The organism is Plantactinospora sp. CA-294935, from assembly GCF_050936445.1.
Taxonomy (GTDB): Bacteria; Actinomycetota; Actinomycetes; order Mycobacteriales; family Micromonosporaceae; genus Plantactinospora.
Genome location: NZ_JBNJMU010000001.1, coordinates 8,859,670 through 8,878,013 on the forward strand (window position 1 = coordinate 8,859,670; position 18,344 = coordinate 8,878,013).

At 73.9% G+C, this 18,344-nt stretch carries 17 protein-coding genes; 7 read left to right on the forward strand and 10 right to left on the reverse strand.

Annotated elements, in window-relative coordinates; all coding sequences use genetic code 11:
• Positions 1 to 136: 136 nt before the first annotated feature.
• The 6 genes from ACQEVC_RS38620 to ACQEVC_RS38645 form a co-directional block, all read right to left on the reverse strand.
• The gene (locus tag ACQEVC_RS38620) at positions 137 to 1,087 is read right to left on the reverse strand and encodes an ABC transporter substrate-binding protein (protein WP_432888335.1); all 951 of its coding nucleotides are present in this window, start codon (positions 1,085 to 1,087) and stop codon (positions 137 to 139) included.
• Complete coding sequence (locus tag ACQEVC_RS38625; protein WP_432888337.1) at positions 1,069 to 1,884, reverse strand: ABC transporter ATP-binding protein; 816 nt, start codon at positions 1,882 to 1,884, stop codon at positions 1,069 to 1,071. The genes ACQEVC_RS38620 and ACQEVC_RS38625 overlap by 19 nt, the downstream gene beginning before the upstream one ends.
• Entirely contained in the window at positions 1,885 to 2,943 is a 1,059-nt protein-coding gene (locus ACQEVC_RS38630) for a FecCD family ABC transporter permease (RefSeq protein WP_432888339.1), read from the reverse strand. It abuts the gene before it with no gap.
• Complete coding sequence (locus ACQEVC_RS38635; RefSeq protein ID WP_432888341.1) at positions 2,940 to 3,986, reverse strand: FecCD family ABC transporter permease; 1,047 nt, start codon at positions 3,984 to 3,986, stop codon at positions 2,940 to 2,942. The genes ACQEVC_RS38630 and ACQEVC_RS38635 overlap by 4 nt, the downstream gene beginning before the upstream one ends.
• A gap of 408 nt (positions 3,987 to 4,394) precedes the next feature.
• A complete protein-coding gene (locus ACQEVC_RS38640; RefSeq protein ID WP_432888343.1) occupies positions 4,395 to 5,432 on the reverse strand; it encodes a WXG100 family type VII secretion target in 1,038 nt (345 codons plus the stop codon).
• Positions 5,410 to 5,778, reverse strand: coding sequence for a hypothetical protein (locus ACQEVC_RS38645; protein ID WP_432888345.1), 369 nt, complete (start codon positions 5,776 to 5,778; stop codon positions 5,410 to 5,412). Before ACQEVC_RS38645 ends, ACQEVC_RS38640 begins: the two co-directional genes overlap by 23 nt.
• A gap of 92 nt (positions 5,779 to 5,870) precedes the next feature.
• Here ACQEVC_RS38645 and eccCa point away from each other — a divergent pair, with 92 nt between their 5' ends.
• The 3 genes from eccCa (at position 5,871) to ACQEVC_RS38660 (ending at position 10,692) form a co-directional block, all read left to right on the forward strand.
• Positions 5,871 to 9,878, forward strand: coding sequence for a type VII secretion protein EccCa (gene eccCa, locus ACQEVC_RS38650; protein ID WP_432888347.1), 4,008 nt, complete (start codon positions 5,871 to 5,873; stop codon positions 9,876 to 9,878).
• A gap of 165 nt (positions 9,879 to 10,043) precedes the next feature.
• Positions 10,044 to 10,364 (forward strand): WXG100 family type VII secretion target, encoded by a 321-nt coding sequence (locus tag ACQEVC_RS38655; protein ID WP_346256677.1) that lies wholly within the window; start codon positions 10,044 to 10,046, stop codon positions 10,362 to 10,364.
• Between the two features lie 31 nt (positions 10,365 to 10,395).
• On the forward strand, positions 10,396 to 10,692 hold the full coding sequence (locus ACQEVC_RS38660; RefSeq protein ID WP_432888350.1) for a hypothetical protein: 297 nt from the start codon (positions 10,396 to 10,398) through the stop codon (positions 10,690 to 10,692).
• 180 nt (positions 10,693 to 10,872) lie between these two features.
• Here the strand turns inward: ACQEVC_RS38660 and ACQEVC_RS38665 are convergent, their stop codons facing one another.
• Together ACQEVC_RS38665 and ACQEVC_RS38670 are read right to left on the reverse strand one after the other, a co-directional pair.
• A complete protein-coding gene (locus ACQEVC_RS38665; protein ID WP_432888352.1) occupies positions 10,873 to 11,952 on the reverse strand; it encodes a hypothetical protein in 1,080 nt (359 codons plus the stop codon).
• Complete coding sequence (locus tag ACQEVC_RS38670; RefSeq protein WP_432888354.1) at positions 11,952 to 12,329, reverse strand: hypothetical protein; 378 nt, start codon at positions 12,327 to 12,329, stop codon at positions 11,952 to 11,954. The genes ACQEVC_RS38665 and ACQEVC_RS38670 overlap by 1 nt, the downstream gene beginning before the upstream one ends.
• 101 nt (positions 12,330 to 12,430) lie before the next feature.
• On the opposite strand from ACQEVC_RS38670, the gene ACQEVC_RS38675 reads away from it, so the two are divergent.
• Both ACQEVC_RS38675 and ACQEVC_RS38680 read left to right on the forward strand, forming a co-directional pair.
• A complete protein-coding gene (locus tag ACQEVC_RS38675; RefSeq protein WP_432891936.1) occupies positions 12,431 to 12,850 on the forward strand; it encodes a YbaB/EbfC family nucleoid-associated protein in 420 nt (139 codons plus the stop codon).
• Entirely contained in the window at positions 12,847 to 13,254 is a 408-nt protein-coding gene (locus ACQEVC_RS38680; RefSeq protein ID WP_432888356.1) for a YbaB/EbfC family nucleoid-associated protein, read from the forward strand. The genes ACQEVC_RS38675 and ACQEVC_RS38680 overlap by 4 nt, the downstream gene beginning before the upstream one ends.
• 30 nt (positions 13,255 to 13,284) lie before the next feature.
• Here ACQEVC_RS38680 and eccB read toward each other — a convergent pair whose 3' ends face one another.
• Complete coding sequence (eccB, locus tag ACQEVC_RS38685) at positions 13,285 to 14,757, reverse strand: type VII secretion protein EccB (protein WP_432888358.1); 1,473 nt, start codon at positions 14,755 to 14,757, stop codon at positions 13,285 to 13,287.
• A gap of 57 nt (positions 14,758 to 14,814) precedes the next feature.
• Between eccB and ACQEVC_RS38690 the strand changes: the two genes are divergently transcribed.
• Positions 14,815 to 16,005, forward strand: a complete 1,191-nt coding sequence (locus ACQEVC_RS38690; protein ID WP_432888360.1) for a type VII secretion protein EccE — start codon at positions 14,815 to 14,817, stop codon at positions 16,003 to 16,005.
• 105 nt (positions 16,006 to 16,110) lie between these two features.
• On the forward strand, positions 16,111 to 16,818 hold the full coding sequence (locus ACQEVC_RS38695; RefSeq protein ID WP_432888362.1) for a hypothetical protein: 708 nt from the start codon (positions 16,111 to 16,113) through the stop codon (positions 16,816 to 16,818).
• Between the two features lie 43 nt (positions 16,819 to 16,861).
• Here ACQEVC_RS38695 and eccD read toward each other — a convergent pair whose 3' ends face one another.
• A complete protein-coding gene (eccD, locus tag ACQEVC_RS38700) occupies positions 16,862 to 18,241 on the reverse strand; it encodes a type VII secretion integral membrane protein EccD (protein ID WP_432888364.1) in 1,380 nt (459 codons plus the stop codon).
• Between the last annotated feature and the right edge of the window lie 103 nt (positions 18,242 to 18,344).

The window sequence follows — 18,344 nt, forward strand, 5'->3', positions numbered from 1 at the left end:
CCGCGACGACATGCTGACCAACCTGCCGCTGCGCAACTGCTGAACCCGCCGGGCCCCGGACAGCGGGCTGCCCAGGCGACCCGCGAATCGCGAGCGTGCCTGGGCAGCGGAGCCGGTGCCGGCCGGGGCGGGTGGGTCAGGCGGTCGGGACGTACTTCTCCAGGTCGTCGAGGATCTTGCCGGCCGCGGTGACACCGATCCCGGTCATCCAGGTCTCGTCGGCGACCACGTACGCCTTGCCGGCCTTGACCGCGGTGAGGTTCTTCCAGAGGCTGCCGCCGGTCACCCTGGCCTGCTCGGCGGCGGCCTTCTCGCCGAACGCGGTGACGAAGATGATGTCGCCGTCGACCTCGGAGATCCGCTCCGGGCTCACCTTGTCGAACCGCTTGTCTTCCTTGTTCGCCAGCAGTTGGCGCTCCGGCCGGCCCAGCCCGACGTCACCGAGCACCAGGCCGGAGAAGGACTCCGGACCGTACACCCGGATCTCGGTGGGCCGGAAGCGGACGATCGAGATCTTCCGGGCGGCGGCGTCACCGAGCTTGGCGCCGAGGTCCTTGGCCCGCTTCTCGTACGCGGCCAGCAGGTCCTTGGCCTCCTGTTCCTTGCCGAGCGCCTGCCCGTCGAGGAGGAAGTTCTCCTTCCAGGTGATGCCGACCCGCTCGGTGAAGACGGTCGGGGCGATGGCGGTCAGCTCGTCGTAGAACTTCTCCTGGCGGAACTTGCTGCCCAGGATCAGGTCCGGCTGCAACGCCGTGATCGCCTCCAGGTCCGGCTCGGTGAGCAGGCCGACCTGCTTGATTCCGGCGACCTTGTCCGCGCCGAAGTACGACGGCCAGCCGGCCACCTCGCCGGCCTGCGCGGCGCCGATGGGCACCACGCCGAGCGAGAGAGCGGTGTCGATCTTGTCGGAGTCGAGTACGACCACCCGCTTCGGCTGCGCCGGCACCTCGGTGCTGCCCATCGCGTGGGTGATGGTCCGGGTACCTCCCCCGGCCTCCTCCCCGACCACCGGGTCGCTGCTGGTGCAGCCGGCCAGGCCGGCGCCGAGGGCGGCGACGGCGAGCAGGGTTATGACTGTGCGGCGCATGAGGAACCTTTCTGCAGGGACAGCGTGCCGAGGGCCGGGACGACCAGTGGCGCCCCGGTCACCGGGCAGGGCACGACCACGCAGTCGAGCCCGAACACGTCACGGACCAGGTCCGCGGTGAGAATCTGTCGGGGCGGCCCGGCCGCTACCACCGCGCCGTCCCGCATCGCGATCAGGTGGTCGGCGTACCGGGCGGCCTGGTTGAGGTCGTGCAGGACGGCGACGACGGTCCGGCCGCGTTCGGTACGCAGCCGGTGCAGCAGGTCGAGCACCTCCACCTGGTGGGCCAGGTCGAGGAAGGTGGTCGGCTCGTCGAGCAGCAGCGCCTCGGTGTCCTGGGCCAGCGTCATGGCGATCCAGACCCGCTGCCGCTGCCCGCCGGAGAGGGTGTCGACGGGCCGCTCGGCCAGCGCCGCGACGTCGGCCAGCAGCATCGCCTCGCGGACCGCGGTCTCGTCCTCCGGCGACCACTGCCGCCACCACCGCTGGTACGGCTGCCGCCCCCGACCGACCAGGTCGGCCACGGTCACCCCCTCGGGCACCAGCGGGCTCTGCGGCAGTACGCCCAGCCGGCGGGCGACCGCGCGGGTCGGCAGGTCCCGGATCGCCTCCCCGTCGAGCAGCACGGTGCCCCGGCGCGGGGTGAGCAGCCGGGCCATGGTCCGCAGCAGGGTCGACTTGCCGCAGGCGTTCGGCCCGACGATGACGGTGAACGCGTCGGACGGCAGGTCCAGGTCGAGACCGTCGATGACCGTGCGGTCCTCGTACCCGACCGCGAGATCGCGGGTGGAGAGCATCTAGGAGACCTTCCGTCGGCCGCGGAGCAGCAGATAGATCAGGTACGGCCCGCCGAGGGCGGCGGTCAGTACCCCGGCCGGAAGCTGGGTGGGGGCGAACAGCCGGCGGCCGGCAAGGTCGGCGAGGACCACCAGCAGGGCCCCGACCAGGGCGGCGCAGAACAGCGGCGGCCGTTCGGCCCGGACCAGCCGCCGGGCCATCTGCGGGGCGGCGAGGGCGACGAAGTCCACCGCGCCGACCTGCGCGGTGACCATCGCGGCGGCCAGTACCCCGGTGGTGGCCAGGCCGACCCGGCGGGCGACCGGACGCAGCCCGACCCCCCGTGCGGTGTCGTCGTCCAGCGCGCTGCCGTTCAGCGCCCAGCCGGCCCAGAGCAGCACCGGCAGCAGCACCAGCAGGGTCACCCCGAGGTACGCCGTCTCCCGCCAGCCCTTGCCGGCCAGCGTGCCGACCAGCCAGAGTTGCGCCCGGATCCCGTCGATCGGGTCCGCCGACAGCATCACCACCTCGGTCAACGCCCGCAGCGCCACCGCGACGGCGACCCCGGCCAGCACGAACCGCTGTGCGGCCAGGCCGTGCCGCAGGCCGAGCAGCAGCACCGCGACCGCCGCGAGGAGGCCACCGGCGAGCGCGGCCGGGGCGATCAGCACGGCACTCGCCCCGGTGGTCAGTGCCACGGTGGCGGCGAGTCCGGCACCCTGGCTGACGCCGACCACGTCGGGACTGGCCAGCGGGTTGCGGGCGACGCTCTGGATCAGCGTGCCGGCGATGCCGAAGACCGCCCCGACCGCCACCGCCAGGACCACCCGGGGCAGCCGCAGTTCGAGTACGACGAGGTCGTACCGGGTGCCGGCGCCGGTGAGCGAGGCGAGCACGTCCTGCGGGGCGACGTACGGGGTGCCGAGGGACAGCGCCAGCACCACGGCGGCGGCGAGCAGGACGACCAGTACCCCGCCGACCAGCAGCGGCCGGTGCCGCACCACCAGCCGGGTGGGGCCGATCCGGACCAGGGTGCGGCCCACCGGCACCGCCGTGATCGCCTCGCTCCGGCCGGTCACGCGGTCACCACCCGGGCACGACGGATCAGCAGGACCAGCAGCGGCGCCCCGAGCAGCGCGGTGACGATGCCGGCCGGCACCTCGCCGGGCGGCGCCACCAGCCGGCCGATGATGTCGGCGGCGAGCAGCAGCGCCGGGCCGAGCAGTGCCGCCACCGCGAGGGTCCAGCGGTGGTCGGCGCCGACCAGGGCACGGGCCAGGTGCGGCACGGCGAGCCCGATGAACGCGATCGGCCCGGCCGCCGCGACCGCCGCCCCGATCAGCAGCACCGCGCCCGCTCCGCCGGCGAGCCGGACCAGCCCGATCCGGTGACCCAGCCCGCGCGCGACGTCGTCGCCGAGGGCGAGCGCGTCCAGGCCCCGGGCGGCGAAGCCGGCCAGCAGCAGCCCGGCCAGCACGAAGGGCGCGACCTGGGCGGCGACCGCGGCGTCCCGGCCGGTCAGGCCGCCGACCACCCAGAACCGGTACTCCTCGAAGGTGCGGGTGTCGATGGTGAGCAGGGCGATGACCGTCGCGCCGAGGCTCGCGTCCAGGGCGACGCCGACCAGGGCCAGAGTCACCGGGCTGGCGCCCTCGCGGGCCCGGTTGGCGATGCCGAAGACGAGCAGGCCGGCGAGGAGGGCGCCGACGACGCCGAACCAGACGTACCCGGCCAGCGTGCCGATCCCGAAGACCGCGATCGCGAGGACCACGCCCAGCGAGGCACCGGCGCTGACCCCGAGGATCCGGGGCTCGGCCAGCGGGTTGCGGGTCAGCGCCTGCAGCAGTACCCCGGCCAGCGCCAGCGCCGGCCCGACGACGAGCCCGAGCAGGGTACGCGGCACCCGCAGTTCCCGGACGATGGTGCTCGCCTCGGCGCCGTCCGGCGCGACCAGTGCGTGCCAGACCTGGGTGGGCGCGAGCGGCTTGCTGCCGAGTGCGAGACTGGCCAACACCGTCAGCACCAGCAGTACCGCCACCGCGGCGGTCACCGCGACGCGCCGGCCGACCCGGCGGCTCGGCCGGGTGCCGGGCCCGGTCACCCCGGCCGCTACCGTCGTCACGATCTTTCCCGTACTCCTCGGATTAGGTTCGGCTAACCTTACGATCCGTCATTCGCCGCACCTAACCGGGATGACGGATCTCACCGCCGCCACCTGCGCCGGAACGCGGAAGCGGGGCAATCCGCCCAGCACAGCGATCCCGCCGCTACCATCACCTCACCGCGAGTGACGAACGGGAAACGGCGACAGGTCCCGCCCCGGGTCGAACCGCCAGTTCCCTGGAAGCGGCCGCCCGCCGGGGCCCGCGCGGCACGGCGGACGGGGAACGTGACGTACTCGCGAGGATCGCCGAGATGTCGGAAACCGGATCCACCCGGATGACCGAGCGGCTCCACGCCGTCGTCAAGGCCAACGCGCCGACCCGGTCACCGGAACTCCGGTACGACGGGGCCAGCGCCCACGCCCGGCTCAGTCGTCCGGGCCGAGGATCGACGGTGGCGCGTCGGCCTCACCGCTCCAGTCCAGCTTCCCGTCGGCGGACCACGCAGTGCCCTCACCGGCCAACCGCGGATCGGTGATCGGGTAGCCCTCGGCGGGCCGCCCGGCGAGACCGGCGGCACCCGCCGCACCCATCATCGGCACCGCTCCCGTCCCCGCCGCCGCGCCCGTGGTCGTGCCCGGGCTCGCGCCACCGGAGCCGGGTCGCCCCTCGGCACCGGCCGTCCGGGTGATCAGGTGGTTGCCGAGCCCGGCCAGGGCCGGCCCGGCCCCGCTCAGCGAACTGGTGGGCTGGGCGGCGGACGGCGACGACGACGGGGCGGCGGCCAGCGTGCCGGCTCCCGGCGCGTCGCCGAACCCCCCGGCACCGGCGAGCGCGGTGGTGGCGGCCGGCAGCTCCGGCGCGATCGGCGACGGGTCGGGAAGCGTCACCGCCGCAGGCAGGTCGAGGTCGACGAGTCCGCCGACCACCGGCAGGTCGCTCGGTTCGACCGGGATCGTCGCCGGCCAGCTCCGGTGATCGGTGACCGCGTATTCGGCGGCGAGCCGGGCCACCTGGGCCGAGACCCGTTCCCGGGCCTTGGCGCGCTCCTCCTCGGAGAGCGTGTGGCCGAGCACCGGGGAGAACTCGTCGTAGCGCGCCTGGGCCAGCTCGGGCCGGTCCGCCTCCGCCTGGCGCTGCGCCTCGGCGAGCGAGCCGGACATCACGGTGAGCCCGCTGCGCATCGCCGCCGCCTCCTCGGCCAGTGTCCCGGCGAAACTGGTGATCAGGTCCAACCGGTACTGGAACTCCCGGCTGCCCGGCCCCGTCCAGGTGGGCAGCATCCGGGTGAGGTCCTCGTGCAGCCCGGTCGCGATCGACCCGACCGTCCCCTCGACGGTGTGCCAGGTGTCGGCGATGCTGTCCACCTGCGCCGGCCGTCCGGCCATCAGCAGCCGGTAGAGCTCCTCGTGGGTCTGCTGCCGGTAACGCTCGTGGTACTCGTCAACCATCGCGTCGGCCACCATGCAGTGCCTCACTCACCGCGCCGAGGGCGCCTGCGATCTGTCGGGCGTTCGTGCCGCTGAGTTCGTCGACGGTCCGGTAGCTCTCGATGATCCGGGTGGTGGCCGCCTGCGCCACCGTCAACGCGGTGACGAGGCGGCGCAGCCGGGCGACGTACTCGTCGTGCAGGTCCTGGTGCCGGTCGGCGGTCTTCTGCGCGTCGTGGAACCCGCCCAGCGCCGGCCGGTCACTGCCCGGCGCGGTGGTGAGTGCGGTCAGCGCGGCGAACGCCGCCTCAAGCCGAGGCTGGAGACTGCGCTGGAAGTCTTGCAGCGACAGGAGATTGACGGCGAACTCATCGGCGGCCATCGCAACCTTCCAAGCGCCGAGACGGGGTGACGGCAAGTGTAGTCAACGATGCGTAGGGTGTCGGGCTGCTCTGACGGATAGTATCCCGGTTCGTGGAGGTCACCGAGGCCCAGTCTCGCCTTCCGGGCGCCCGCGAGGGCGCGGCAGGCACCGTCCTGTTCCGCCGACCGCCCCGCCAGCCGTCGCCGCCGCTACCCCGGGGGGAACTCGCCCTGGAGTCGCCTCCGGAGCTGTCGGAGCCGATGCCCCGCAGCCTCCTCCAGGTGATGATGCTGGTCCCCATGGTGGCCGGGGTCGCCGCGATGGCCATCCTCTACTCCGGACGGGGCGGCGGCGTGCTCACGTACGTCGTCGGCGGCCTGTTCGGACTCTCCATGTTGGGCATGGCGGCCACCTCGATGGGTGGCGGCCACGGCAACAGCCGGGCCGAGGTGGACGCGCAGCGCCGCGACTACCTGCGGTACCTGACCCAGGCCCGGCGCAAGGCGCGCAACGCGGCCGCGCAGCAGCGGACCGCGCTGCTGTGGCGGCATCCGGCCCCGAGCGCGCTCTGGTCGGTCTGCGCCTCCCGACGGATGTGGGAGCGGCGCAGCACCGACGACGACTTCGCCGAGATACGGGTGGCGACCGGGACCCAGAAGCTGTCGGTGACGATCAAACCGCCCGACACCAGGCCGGTCGAGGACCTCGAACCGCTCACCGCGATCGCACTGCGCCGCTTCGTCCGGGCCCAGTCCGTGGTCCCGGACCTGCCGCTGGCGATCCAGCTCCGCTCGTTCAGTCGACTGGTGCTGCGCGGCGACCGCGATCCGGTGCTCGGCCTGGCCCGGGCGCTGCTCTGCCAGCTCGCCACCTTCCACTCGCCGGACGACGTCCGGATCGCGGTGGTGATCGCGCCGGAGCGGCGGCCGGACTGGGACTGGGTCAAGTGGCTGCCGCACGCCCAGGACGACCGGGTCACCGACGGCGCCGGTGCGACCAGGCTGGTCTTCGAGTCGGCGACCGCGCTCGAGGAGGCGTTCCGCGACGAGTTCACCGTCCGGCCGCGACACTCGCCGGACGCCCGGCCGCTGACCACGGCCGCGCACCTGCTGGTCGTACTCGACGGCGGCGAGGTGCCGGCGACCTCGCAGTTGCACGGTGCGGGCGTACTCGGCAGCACCGTGCTGGACCTGTCCGGGATGGTGCCCCGAGACGCCGGCCGCTGGCTGCTCTGCCTCGACGTCACCCCCGACACGCTCTCGACCGACCGGGGCGACCGGAGCATGACACTGGGCGTGCCGGACCGGCTCGGCGTCGAGCAGGCCACCGGGCTGGCCCGGCAGCTCGCCCCGCACCGGCTCTCCCGGCACGTCGAGACCGAGGAGGCGACGGCCCGGGTCACCGAGCTGCCCGAGCTGCTCGGCTTCGGCGACGCCGGCGCGGTCGACCCGGCCCGGAGCTGGCGGCCCCGCCCGGACCGGGACCGGCTGCGGATCCCGCTCGGCATCGGCGCGGACGGCTCGGTGGTGGAGCTGGACTTCAAGGAGGCCGCCCAGGACGGCATGGGTCCGCACGGGCTGATCATCGGTGCCACCGGCTCCGGCAAGAGCGAGCTGCTGCGCACCATCGTGGTCTCACTCGCCGTCACGCACTCCTCCGAGGAGCTCAACCTCGTCCTGGTGGACTTCAAGGGCGGCGCCACCTTCGCCTCGCTGGACGTGCTGCCGCACACCAGTGCGGTGATCACCAACCTCGCCGAGGAACTGGCCATGGTGGACCGGATGGAGGACGCCGTCGCGGGCGAGCTGGTCCGCCGGCAGGAGCTGCTGCGGGCCGCCGGCAACTACGTCTCCCGGTACGAGTACGAGAAGGCGCGCCGGGCCGGTGAACCGCTCGCCCCGCTGCCCAGCCTCCTGATCATCTGCGACGAGTTCAGCGAGCTGCTGGCGGCCAAGCCGGACTTCATCGACCTCTTCGTGACGATCGGCCGGCTCGGCCGCTCGCTCGGCGTACACCTGCTGCTGGCCAGCCAGCGGTTGGAGGAGGGGCGGCTGCGCGGGCTGGACACCCACCTGTCGTACCGGATCGGGCTGCGCACCTTCTCGGCGATGGAAAGCCGGGTGGTGCTCGGCGTGCCCGACGCGTACGAGCTGCCGAACGCGCCCGGGCACGGCTACCTGAAGACCGGCACCCTGACCATGCTGCGCTTCCGGGCCGCGTACGTCTCCGGACCGTACCGGGCGGCCACCGCGACCGGCCCGGTGCCCCAGTCCCTGGTACGCCGCCGCATCATGCCGTACGGCACCGTGCACGTGCCCGTCCCGCCCGAGCTGCCGGCGGCGCCGGACGATCCGGCCGAGCCGATCGGGAGCCCGACCGACGCGGGCCGGCAGACCACCATGCTCGACGTGATCGTGGACCGGCTGCGCCAGGGCCCACCGGCGCACCAGGTGTGGCTGCCCCCGCTGGACGTGGCGCCGAGCCTCGACGCGCTGCTCGGCGAGCCGGTCGTCGACGAGCACCGTGGCCTGGTCACCGCCACCTGGCCCGGCGTCGGGCGGCTGGTCGTGCCGGTCGGCGTCGAGGACCGCCCGTACGAGCAGCGCCGGGACCCGTTCCTGGTGGACCTGGCCGGGGCCGGCGGCAACGTGGTGATCGTCGGCGGGCCACGGACCGGCAAGAGCACCCTGTTGCGCTCGATGCTCTGCGCGCTGGCGCTCACCCACAGCCCGCGCGAGGTGCAGTTCCTCTGCCTCGACTTCGGCGGCGGCACGCTGCGCTCCCTGGAGGGGCTACCGCACCTGTCCGGGGTGGCGGTGCGCCGCAACCACGAGGCGATCCGCCGCACCGTGGCCGAGGTGAGCGTCCTGCTGGACGAGCGGGAGGCGCGCTTCGCCGAACTCGGCGTCGAGTCGATCGACGCGTACCGGGCGCTGCGGGCCAGCGGTGAGATCACCGACGACCCGTTCGGGGACGTCTTCCTGGTCGTCGACGGCTGGGGCACCGTACGGGAGGAGTTCGAGCAGCAGGAGGAGATCATCACCCGGCTCGCCGCCCGGTGTCTCGGGTTCGGCATCCACGTGGTGCTCACCGCCACCCGCTGGTCGGAGATCCGCTACAACGTCCGGGAACTCTTCGGCACCCGGCTCGAACTGCGGCTGGGTGACCCGAGCGACTCCGAGATCGACCGGCGCGCCGCGGCGAACGTACCCGAGAACACCCCCGGTCGGGGTGTCACCCGCGACAAGCTCCAGTTCCTGGCCGCGGTACCCCGGATCGACGGGCGCGCCGGCGCCGACGAGCTGCCGGCCGGCGCCGCCGACCTGGTGGCGCGGGTCCGGGCCGGCTGGCGGCACGAGCCGGCGCCGAAGGTACGGCTGCTGCCCCGGATGCTGCCTGCGGCGCAGCTACGCGACGTCGCGGGGCCGGGCATCCCGATCGGCCTGAACGAGACCTACCTGGCCCCGGTGCACCTGGCGTTCGACACCGAGCCGCACCTGATCGTCTTCGGTGACGCGCAGTGCGGCAAGACGAACCTGCTCCGGCTGATCGCCCAGACCATCGTGGCGCGGCACCCGCCGGGCGAGGCGAAGCTGGTCATCGTCGACTACCGGCGTACCCTGCTCGGCGCGGTCGAGGGCGAGCACCTGCTCGACTACACGCCGTCGGCGCAGACCGCGACGGCGATGGTCGGCGGGATCGCGCAGGCGATGACCGCCCGGTTGCCCGGCCCGGACGTGACCACCGAACAGCTCCGCAACCGTTCCTGGTGGCAGGGGCCGGAGATCTACCTGCTGGTCGACGACTACGACATGGTCGCCACCAGCAGCGGAAACCCGCTGGACGGGCTGGTGGACCTGCTGTCGCCGGCCCGGGACATCGGGCTGCACCTGGTCCTGGCCCGCCGGTGCGGCGGCGTCGGGCGGGCGCTGTACGAGCCGGTGCTGCAACAGCTCACCGACCTGAACACGCCGGGGCTGCTGATGTCCGGCAACCCCGACGAGGGCGCCGTGCTCGGGCACGTCCGACCCAGTCCACAGCCGCCCGGCCGGGGCACCCTGATCCGGCGCAGCGACGGGGTCAACCTGGTGCAGACGGCGTGGCTCGATCCACAGTGAACGTGGGCCGGTCCGGGCGGCGTGGCCGGGCGGAGGCCCGAAGTGCCACCGGTCCGGCAGCCGACCCGCGAGCGGTGTGGTCGGAGGCGACCATCGGCTACCCTGGCCGGATAGAGACGCCGATGAGTCTGGCGTCCCGCCTCTGCCTAGTCTCCGGAGGGTAGCGTGGCACAGACATTCACCCACGAAGAGGGTAACGCCCAGCGCGCTGCGCAGCTCGTCGATCATGCCCGTGGCGTCATCAACTTCCAGATCAAGAACATCGAACTCGCGGTGCACCAGCTCAGGTCACGGGGCTGGGAGGGTGAGGCGGCGACCAAGTTCTACGCCGTGGCCACCGAAATGGTCGACGGGGCCCGCCGGCTGCAGGCCAAGATGGACGAGATGCGGGTCGGCCTGGAGGACGTGGACCGGACCTACACCGACGTGAACGAGACGATGTCCTCCTCGGTGAACACGATCAACGTCTACAACATCACGCGCTAGCCCTGACCGACCGGTCCACGCGGAGGAACCCATGAGCAACCAGATCCGGATGGTCCACGGCGAGGCAGAGGCCGCGGCCGCGAAGCTCAAGAAGCACGGCATCAACATCGAGGTCACCACCAAGAACTTTGTCGCCGACATCGCGAAGATTCCGTGGGACAGCGACGCCCGGGCCGAGTTCGAGGTCTGGAAGGGCCAGATGGAGCAGTTGTGGAACGAGTTCCACCAGGTGGTGCTGAAGGCGGGCACGGTCGTCACGGACGCGAGCGAGTCCCTCAAGGAGGCCGACCGCCGGGCGGCGACGGTGATGGGCCAGAGCGGCCGCTGAGAGCCTGACTGACGACCGGTTCGGCGATCCGGCCGACCGTTCGACGAAGTAGCCGGGAGCACGTCACCTCCCGGCTACTTTCCTGTGGACGGCGATCCTGCCGCTGACGCGTCGCCGGGTCGAAACCGGGTCGCCGGGTCGGGTCGCCGGGTCGAGGTCGGGTCGCCGGGTCGGCCACCCTCAGCCGATCACCCCGTCCGGCACGTCGCCGGAGGTCCACGCCTCGCCGTCCTCGACCAGCCAGCTCGCCGCCTCGTGCTCGCCGGAGTCGCCCGCCGCACCGCCATGGCCGGCGAAGCCACCGACGCCCAGCATGGACGTGCCGGCTACCGCCCGGCCGGCTCCGGACGCCGAACCCGCGCCGCCGGCAGTACCGATCCCGGCCATGCCGACACCGGCCACGCCGCCCTGGAGGGTGGTCGGGGCGTTGCCGGCCGGCGCTCCGCTCAGGCCCAGCCCAGCGCCGCCGACTCCGAGGGCGCCCGCACCGCCGAGCGGACCTCCGGCACCGCCCGCGCCGGCCAGCGCGGTCCCGCCCGGCAGGTCGTCGAGCCCGGCACCGAGATCCGGCCCGCTGCCCACGGGCAACGGTGTCGGAGCCGGGCCGATCGGGGCGCCGTCGACCGGGGTCGGGATGCTCGGTGTCGGCAGCGGCGGTGGCGGCGGCACGTCCGGGAGGCTGGGCAGCGAGGTGGTGTTCGCGTCGGACTGCTTGCTGAACAGGCTGGTGAGGTAGTCGGTCGCCAGTTTCACCAGTGCCGCGGTGAGCTGGGCGTCCAGCGTCGACGCCTGGGTGGTGGTGGCGGCGATCTGCGCCGTGTACTGCGCCGCCCGCATCTCGTACATCGCCCACCTGGCCGCGCCGCCGTGTGACCAGGTCGCCTTGCAGTACGCCCGCTGCGCGGCGCTCGGCGTCACCTGCCCGGTCGGCAGCACCTGGTAGCCACCGGCGGTGGCGCTGGCGACGATCGCGTCGAGCTGGGTCTTGGTGGCCTGCAACTGGGCGCTTCCGGTGCTGGTGGTCGACATCGCCTGCGTGACCGTGCCGGTCACCTGTTGCAGCGCGTTCAGCGCAATGCTCCGGCGATCCTGCTGGGCGGTGCCGGTCGCACCGACCAGGTTCGGCAGAGTGGCGGCGGTACCGAAGTTGGTCCCGGTGTTCGTCATGTTGTTGACGAGAGCCTGGACGACCGGGCCGAGCAGTGCCTGCACCGCCCCCGGGTCGGACAGTTTCAGGCCCATGAAGCTGACCGCGCCCATCACGCCACCCCTGTCCCCGGCGGCATCCGGTCGTCGAAGTGCAGCGTGGCGGCCCGCTGCCGCTGTTGCAGGTCGACCTCCTCGAAGTGTTGCGCCGCCTGCCGGACCTGCACCGCCTGGGTGTCGAGTTCGTCGGCGACGGCCTTCATCGCGGCCGAGACGGCGACGGTGAAGAACTGCGCCATCGTGGCGAAGCTGGGCAGACCCGCGTTACCCGCCACCGTGCTGGTGACCGCGCCGGTGACCGGACTGAAAAAACGGAGGTACTCCTCGGCCAGGCTCGCGATCTGGTTGGCTGCCGCCCGCATCTCCGGCAGTTGCGCCTGGAACTCCGGTGCGCCGGCGGACGTGGAACCGTTCGGAATGCTCAACGCCATCCTCCCAGTTTGTCGCTTCTGCCTGGCACGGAGGAACATCGAGTCGGTCTTCGTAAAATATAGTGCCTGCCGGGCCAAGTCCCAATGCTGCGGAGGTGGCGATGCCGACGGACGATCCGCCCGACCAGCCCACCGCCGCGCCGGCCGGACTGGCCGCGCTGGAGGCGTCGATCGCCCGGACGGAGGCGCGCTGGCAGCGGCTACTCGCCGACACCTACCAGGGCACCGACCCGGCCCGGCTCGTCACCTCGGTGGTCGACGGCCAGGGCGTCGTGGTCAGGGTGACGTTCGCGAAGACCATCGCCCGGCACGACCCGTCAGTGGTCGAGGAGGCGGTCCTGGCCTCGGTCGCCGCCGCCCAGCAGCGACTCGGCGACGCGCTCGCCGAGGTCGCGGCAGAGGTGGTACCGCCGGTCCCGGGGCCGGCCGGCGGGCCCACCGGCGCGGACGGCTGGCGTGGCACGGGACCCGCCGACGGGCCGGAACCGATCGGCGGAGTACTGGGAAGGGATGACGGGTGACCGGACGCGACGACCCGGACGACGTCGAGCCGCTGGTGTACTCCCCGCACGACGAGGCGGGCTACGAGGAGCTGGCCCGGCGGGCACTCGCCGCGCTGGACAACATGGACGGTGAACTGGGCCGGCTGGCCGCGGCGCAGGTCGAGGGGCAGAGCCGGGACGGCCGGGTCAGCGTCCGGGTGACCGGCGCCGGCACGGTCACCGAGGTCCGGCTGCGCGGCGGGGCGTTGCAGCAGTACCACCACGCCAAGCTCGGCGAGGTGGTCACCCGGGTACTCCAGGCCACCCAGCAGCGGGCCCGCGCGGCGTACGAGCAGGCGGCCGGGGAACTCACCCCGCCCGTGGTGGCCGAGTGCGATCGGCTGCTCCGGCGTACCCCGGGACCCCGGCGACCAGGGTCGTAGCCGGCCCCTTCCGACCTGGTCCCGGACGGGTCAGCTCGGGCCGGGGGTCGGCTCCCGCCGTTGGCCGCCGGAGCCGGCGGCGGGGCCGACCGGGGCGACCGTCGGCAGTGGCGAGAGCCGCAGCGCGGCCGCCGGATCGAGCGCCACCCCGGTCGGCACCAGCGCCAGGATGCTCGCCGGCACCTGCACCGGCCGGAGGCCCGCATAGCCGAGCGAACTCTGCGCCTTCTCCAGCTCCGGGCGGGACAGCGGAAACTTCAGCCCCTGGTCGGTGACGAGATAGACGTTGCCGGCGGCGTTCGCGCCGATCGGGTTGGCGGCGCGGACCAGGGCGGCGTGCCCGCCCGGCAGCGCGACCCGGTCCGCCGGCCGTACCCCGTCCGCCCCGGCCTGGGTGGCGGCCGGCGCCCCGTCGATCGGCGGGACCTCGCCCGGCACGACGCCGAAGGTCTCGATGGTGACCGGATGCTCCGCCGCGCCGCCGTCGTCGCGGTAGCTCGCGCAGACCATCGGAGCGGGGGTCTGCGCGCCCCGCACCTCGGGCACCGCGTCGGGAAAACCGGGCGGCTCGGCAACCCTGTCCACGATGAGCCGGCCGGCCTGCTGGGCGGAGATCTCGTTGACCGCACGCCCGGCCGCCTCGAGCAACCGGGCGGTGACCGCGCCGACCGGGGCGAGGCCGTCGGGAAGCATCACGTACGACTTGCCCGCCGCCCGGAACAACTGCCCGATCCGGGTCTGCTGACCGGCGATCGTCGGCTCGGCGGGTGAGCCGGCGCCGGGCAGGGCCAGCGGCTCCAGGTCCGGACCCGGGGGCACGGAGTTGAGGAACGCCTCGCCGACCGCGACCGGCGGAATCCCGGCCCAGCCGAGGGCGGCGAGCACGGCGTTGCTCCGGATCCGCAGCCGGTGCTCGCTCCACAGCAGATAGCGGTCGCCACTGTCCACACTGACCAGCAGGCCCTGCCGGCCAACCGCCGTACCGCCGGACGGGGCCCAGCCGACCAGCAGGTGGGTGGCCCGGGCGACCGAGGTCAGCGAGCGGGGCGCGCTGCACACACTGATCGGCAGGCCGAGCAGCGCCGACCGGGACGGCAGCGAGTCGGGCGCCCCGGGGATCCCGATCGGCAGCCCGCGCGGCACGGCCCGCAGCGAACTCTCCGACATGGTCCGCACCACCGGCTCCGGCTGGCCGAGGATGAGCAGCGCCGACGTCCAGTTGAGTACCGGATGCAGCCGGCCCTGCGTGTAGATGAACTTCGCGCCGGTGTCCCGCTCCACGATGATCGCGTTCTCCACCGGCTGGCGCCCGCCCGGCCGCAGCAGTCCGTAGACGCCGAACCCGGCGAAGAGCAGCACGGCGGCCAGCAGGCCGCCGAGCATCGCGAGGGCGAACCTCCGCATCGGCAGCTCGTTGGTCTCGGGCTCGCCGGCCAGCAGTGCGGAGACGGTCCGCCGGATGAGGAACCGGTATGCCTGCACCTGTTCCCGACGGCTGCGCATTCCCACCCCGCCTTCGACCGATGCGACATCATACAGTCGGCACGTAGGGTGTGGGCCATGCCGGAGTTGATGGCTGTCGGTCGACCCACCGGGCGGTTCGGCACGGTGCAACTCGTCGCCGTCGAGCTGGCGCTGTTCGCGACCGGTGCCGCCGTCTACGCACTCTCCCCCGTGCCGGGCGCGCTGGCCGGAGCCGCCGCCGGCGTGCTGCTGGTCGCCACGTTCGGCCGCTCGGGCGGCCGCTGGTGGTACGAGGTCCTCGGTGCCCGGCTGCGGCTGGCCCGCCGGCATCGGGACAGTCGGCGCGCGCTGCGCCACTCCGGCGGGTACGACCCGCTGCTGGCGGTGGTCTCGCCCGGTCCGAGTACGACCACCGTCACCGACCGCTCCGGCACGATCGGGATCGGTCAGGACGCGCTGGGCTGGTTCGCGGCGATCTCGGTGCGGCATCCCGACAGGCTCTCCGGCGGCTCCCGCACGGCGCTGCGGCTGGACTGGCTCGCCGACCTGGCGGCCGATCCGGCACTGCCGGCCAGCACGGTGCAGATCGTGCTGCGGCACTCGTCGCTGCCGATCGCCGCGGTCGACCCGCGCACCGCGGCCGCCCAGTCGTACCTGGAGCTGTGCCGGGTGCTGGCGGTGCCGGTGCACCACGATGTCTGGATCGCCGCCCGGCTCTCGGCCCGGGAGGCGGCGACGGTGGCGGCGGACCGGGGCGGCGGGCTGGCCGGCGTACACCGGGCGCTCAGCGCGGCGATCACCCGGGTCGGCACCGGGTTGGCCAACCTCGACGTCGAACACACCGTGCTGGACGGGGACGGCCTGCGCCAGGCGCTGGCGTACTCGTGCGGCGTCGACGGGGTCGCGGCGCCCGGCTCCGGCCCGGAGCGGTGGTCACGCTGGCAGGGGCAGTGGCGGGTGCAGGTCTGTTTCGCGGTGCGGTCCTGGCCGGCGACGCCCACCGTGGACCCGCTCCGGGCGCTCACGCAGGTCCCGTCCGCGCTCGACGTGAGCGTCGCGGTGGTGTTCGGCCGGCGGGACGGCACCGGTGCCCCGGGGGGCAGGACCAGCGCCCGGACCCTGGTCCGGGTCGCCACCACCCCGGACGCGGTCGAGGCCTGCGTACGTCAACTACTGGCCAGCGCGGCCGGTGCCGGGGTGCGACTGGTCCGGCTCAACGGCGAGCACGCCACCGGGGTGTACGCGACCGCGCCGACCGGCGCCACCCTGGGACTGGTCGCCCGGTGAACGCGACCCGCGGACCGGCCCGGCCCGGCGGTGCGGCCGGCCGCGGTCACCGTCGCGACGCCATCCGACCCGGTGATCTCGGCCTGGTCCAGACGGGAGCGAGCGATGCCGACCGGTGACCCGAAGACCGCCGCGCCGGAACGCCGGCTCGCCGGCGACCTGCTCGGCCGGCTCACCCTCGACGTCGACGCCATCGGCGTGGTGCTGGGCCGGGACACCGCCAACCAGCCGGTGCTGCTGCGCCTGTTCCGCCCCGAACCGCTCACCGTGGCGTTCGTCGGCGACTGGTGGACCGCCCAGGTGCTGGTGTTCCGCTGTCTCGGCCACGGCGCGCGGGTCGCGGTCGACGCCGTGGACGCGGTCGTTCCGGCGGCGGCCGGCACCATCGCCACGATGGCGCACTGGCTCGCCCTGGACCGGGCCGCCGGGGGTGCCGGTGACCGGGTGTGGCGCTCGGCATACCCCGGCGGCGACGAGCCGGCCGACCCGACCCGACCCCTGTTGCGGCTGCGCGACGTCGGCGTGCACGGGCCGGAACGGCGGCCACCGACCCGGGCCTGGGAGACGCAGTTGACCGTGCTGCCCCGGCTGACCCCGGCCGGCCTACCCGTGCTGACCGACGCCGACGTGGTGCTGGTGCAGCGGCTGACGCAGCCGGAGGCGGCGCTGGTCGGCGCGGCGCTCGCCCTGCCCCGGCCGGTCTGGTCGGCGGTCACCACGATGGGCAACGAGATGGTCGCCGCCTTCGGCGGCGGCTCCGCCCGGTACGTCTGGCTCACCCCGACCCGGGTCGAGCGCCAACTCTTCGGCTGACACTCGTGCAGCGGCGGAGCCGGCGGGCGACGGTGCGGCCGGGTCAGCCGCGGATGGCCCGGATCCAGCCGAGCAGGCCGCTGACCCAGACCGCCAGCGGGAAGATGGCGAGGATCAGGACCACCTCGAGGATGTCCAGGGTGCGTCCCCAGACCGGTGAACTCGGCCGGTGCCCGGCGGCCAGCGCGAAGCCGACGCTGATCGCGGCGACCACCAGCAGCGACCCGAGCAGCAGCGTCAGCCGCCACGCCAGCCCGAGATCGTCGTAGGCGGCGACCACGGCGGCGGCCAGGGCCACGGCGCCGGCGCCCAGCAGCGGCAGCCGCTGCGCCCGACCGAGGAACCAGCGGGCCCGGGTCATCATCGTCAACCCGAGCACCACGCAGAGAGCCAGCCCGGGGATCCCGTCGGCGGCCAGCGCGACGGCGGCAGCCGCACCGATCACGGCCAACGCGCCGAGCATGCCGGCCAGGAAGGCGTCGGCCCGGTCGGAACGGGCGAACGTCTCGAGGCCGTCGACCGAGTGGGAGTCCTGCTTGAGCTGCTCCGGGTCGGTCGGCACCGACGGGTCCGGCAGCCGACCGAGCCGGTAGGCGAGCATCGGCAGCAGCGGAAGCGTGCCGAACGCCAGGGTCACGGTGATCGCGGCCGCCGCCGGGGTACCCACCCCGAAGAGCACCCGGACAGCGGCGGCGACGAGTAGCGCCACCGCGCAGGCGGCACCGCACAGGAAGACCGGCCCGGCATCGCCGACGCCGATCGCGGCGGCCGCCGCCACCAGCAGCACCGCGGTCGCGGCGACGAGCACGTGCGGCGGGGCGAGCTGGCCGACGGTCCGGTCGCCGGCGAGCACCAGCAGCCCGCCGACGGCCGCGTAGCAGAGCGCCACCAGCGCGAAGACGGTGGCGCTCCGGGCGTCTCCCACGGCCCGGGCCAGCACCACCGCGACGAGCAGCAGTGCGGCGGCGAGGCCGAGCCCGACCAGACCGCCGGGCAACTGCGGCGGGCCGGCGAGCAGCACCGCCACCGCGCCACCGAGCAGGGCCACCACCCCGAGCGTGAGGCCGAGCACCCGGGTGGCGGCCGGGCTCCACCGGCCGGTGCGTTCCCGGGCGGCGGTGGCGACGGCGTCCACCACGTCGTCGAAGACCGGCAGCGGCGCCTCCTCGCCCCGGGGTCGCAGGTAGAGCAGCTCGCCGTCGCGTACCTCGAGCTGGGCGGGGCTGCGCGAGCTGTCCAGCGCCGCACCGCCCATCCGGGACAGCGTCCAGCCGTTGCGCGCCGCCGGATCGTCGGCCAGGGCGTCGCCCGCGTAGCTGAGCACCGTGGGCAGCAGATCCGCCAGGGGTACGTCGGCGGGTAGGGCGAGATCGACACGACTGCGTGGAGCTACCACCGTGACCCGGCTGAACCCACTGGCCACGCCTCAACCTCCGTGTCAACGATGCCGGGACATTATCACCGCGACGACTCCTCGGGGAGGTGTGCAGGTGAGGCCGGTCGGTCGGGTGTGGACGGTCGTCGCG

What these genes read in the sequence shown, in the direction of transcription:
- ACQEVC_RS38620 (WP_432888335.1), bottom strand. Translation starts at nt 1,087, where the DNA reads ATGCGCCGCACAGTCATAACCCTGCTCGCCGTCGCCGCCCTCGGCGCC.
- ACQEVC_RS38625 (WP_432888337.1), bottom strand. Translation starts at nt 1,884, where the DNA reads ATGCTCTCCACCCGCGATCTCGCGGTCGGGTACGAGGACCGCACGGTC.
- ACQEVC_RS38640 (WP_432888343.1), bottom strand. Translation starts at nt 5,432, where the DNA reads ATGGTGGCCGACGCGATGGTTGACGAGTACCACGAGCGTTACCGGCAG.
- ACQEVC_RS38645 (WP_432888345.1), bottom strand. Translation starts at nt 5,778, where the DNA reads ATGGCCGCCGATGAGTTCGCCGTCAATCTCCTGTCGCTGCAAGACTTC.
- ACQEVC_RS38660 (WP_432888350.1), top strand. Translation starts at nt 10,396, where the DNA reads ATGAGCAACCAGATCCGGATGGTCCACGGCGAGGCAGAGGCCGCGGCC.
- ACQEVC_RS38665 (WP_432888352.1), bottom strand. Translation starts at nt 11,952, where the DNA reads ATGGGCGCGGTCAGCTTCATGGGCCTGAAACTGTCCGACCCGGGGGCG.
- ACQEVC_RS38670 (WP_432888354.1), bottom strand. Translation starts at nt 12,329, where the DNA reads ATGGCGTTGAGCATTCCGAACGGTTCCACGTCCGCCGGCGCACCGGAG.
- ACQEVC_RS38675 (WP_432891936.1), top strand. Translation starts at nt 12,431, where the DNA reads ATGCCGACGGACGATCCGCCCGACCAGCCCACCGCCGCGCCGGCCGGA.
- eccB (WP_432888358.1), bottom strand. Translation starts at nt 14,757, where the DNA reads ATGCGCAGCCGTCGGGAACAGGTGCAGGCATACCGGTTCCTCATCCGG.
- ACQEVC_RS38690 (WP_432888360.1), top strand. Translation starts at nt 14,815, where the DNA reads ATGCCGGAGTTGATGGCTGTCGGTCGACCCACCGGGCGGTTCGGCACG.
- ACQEVC_RS38695 (WP_432888362.1), top strand. Translation starts at nt 16,111, where the DNA reads ATGCCGACCGGTGACCCGAAGACCGCCGCGCCGGAACGCCGGCTCGCC.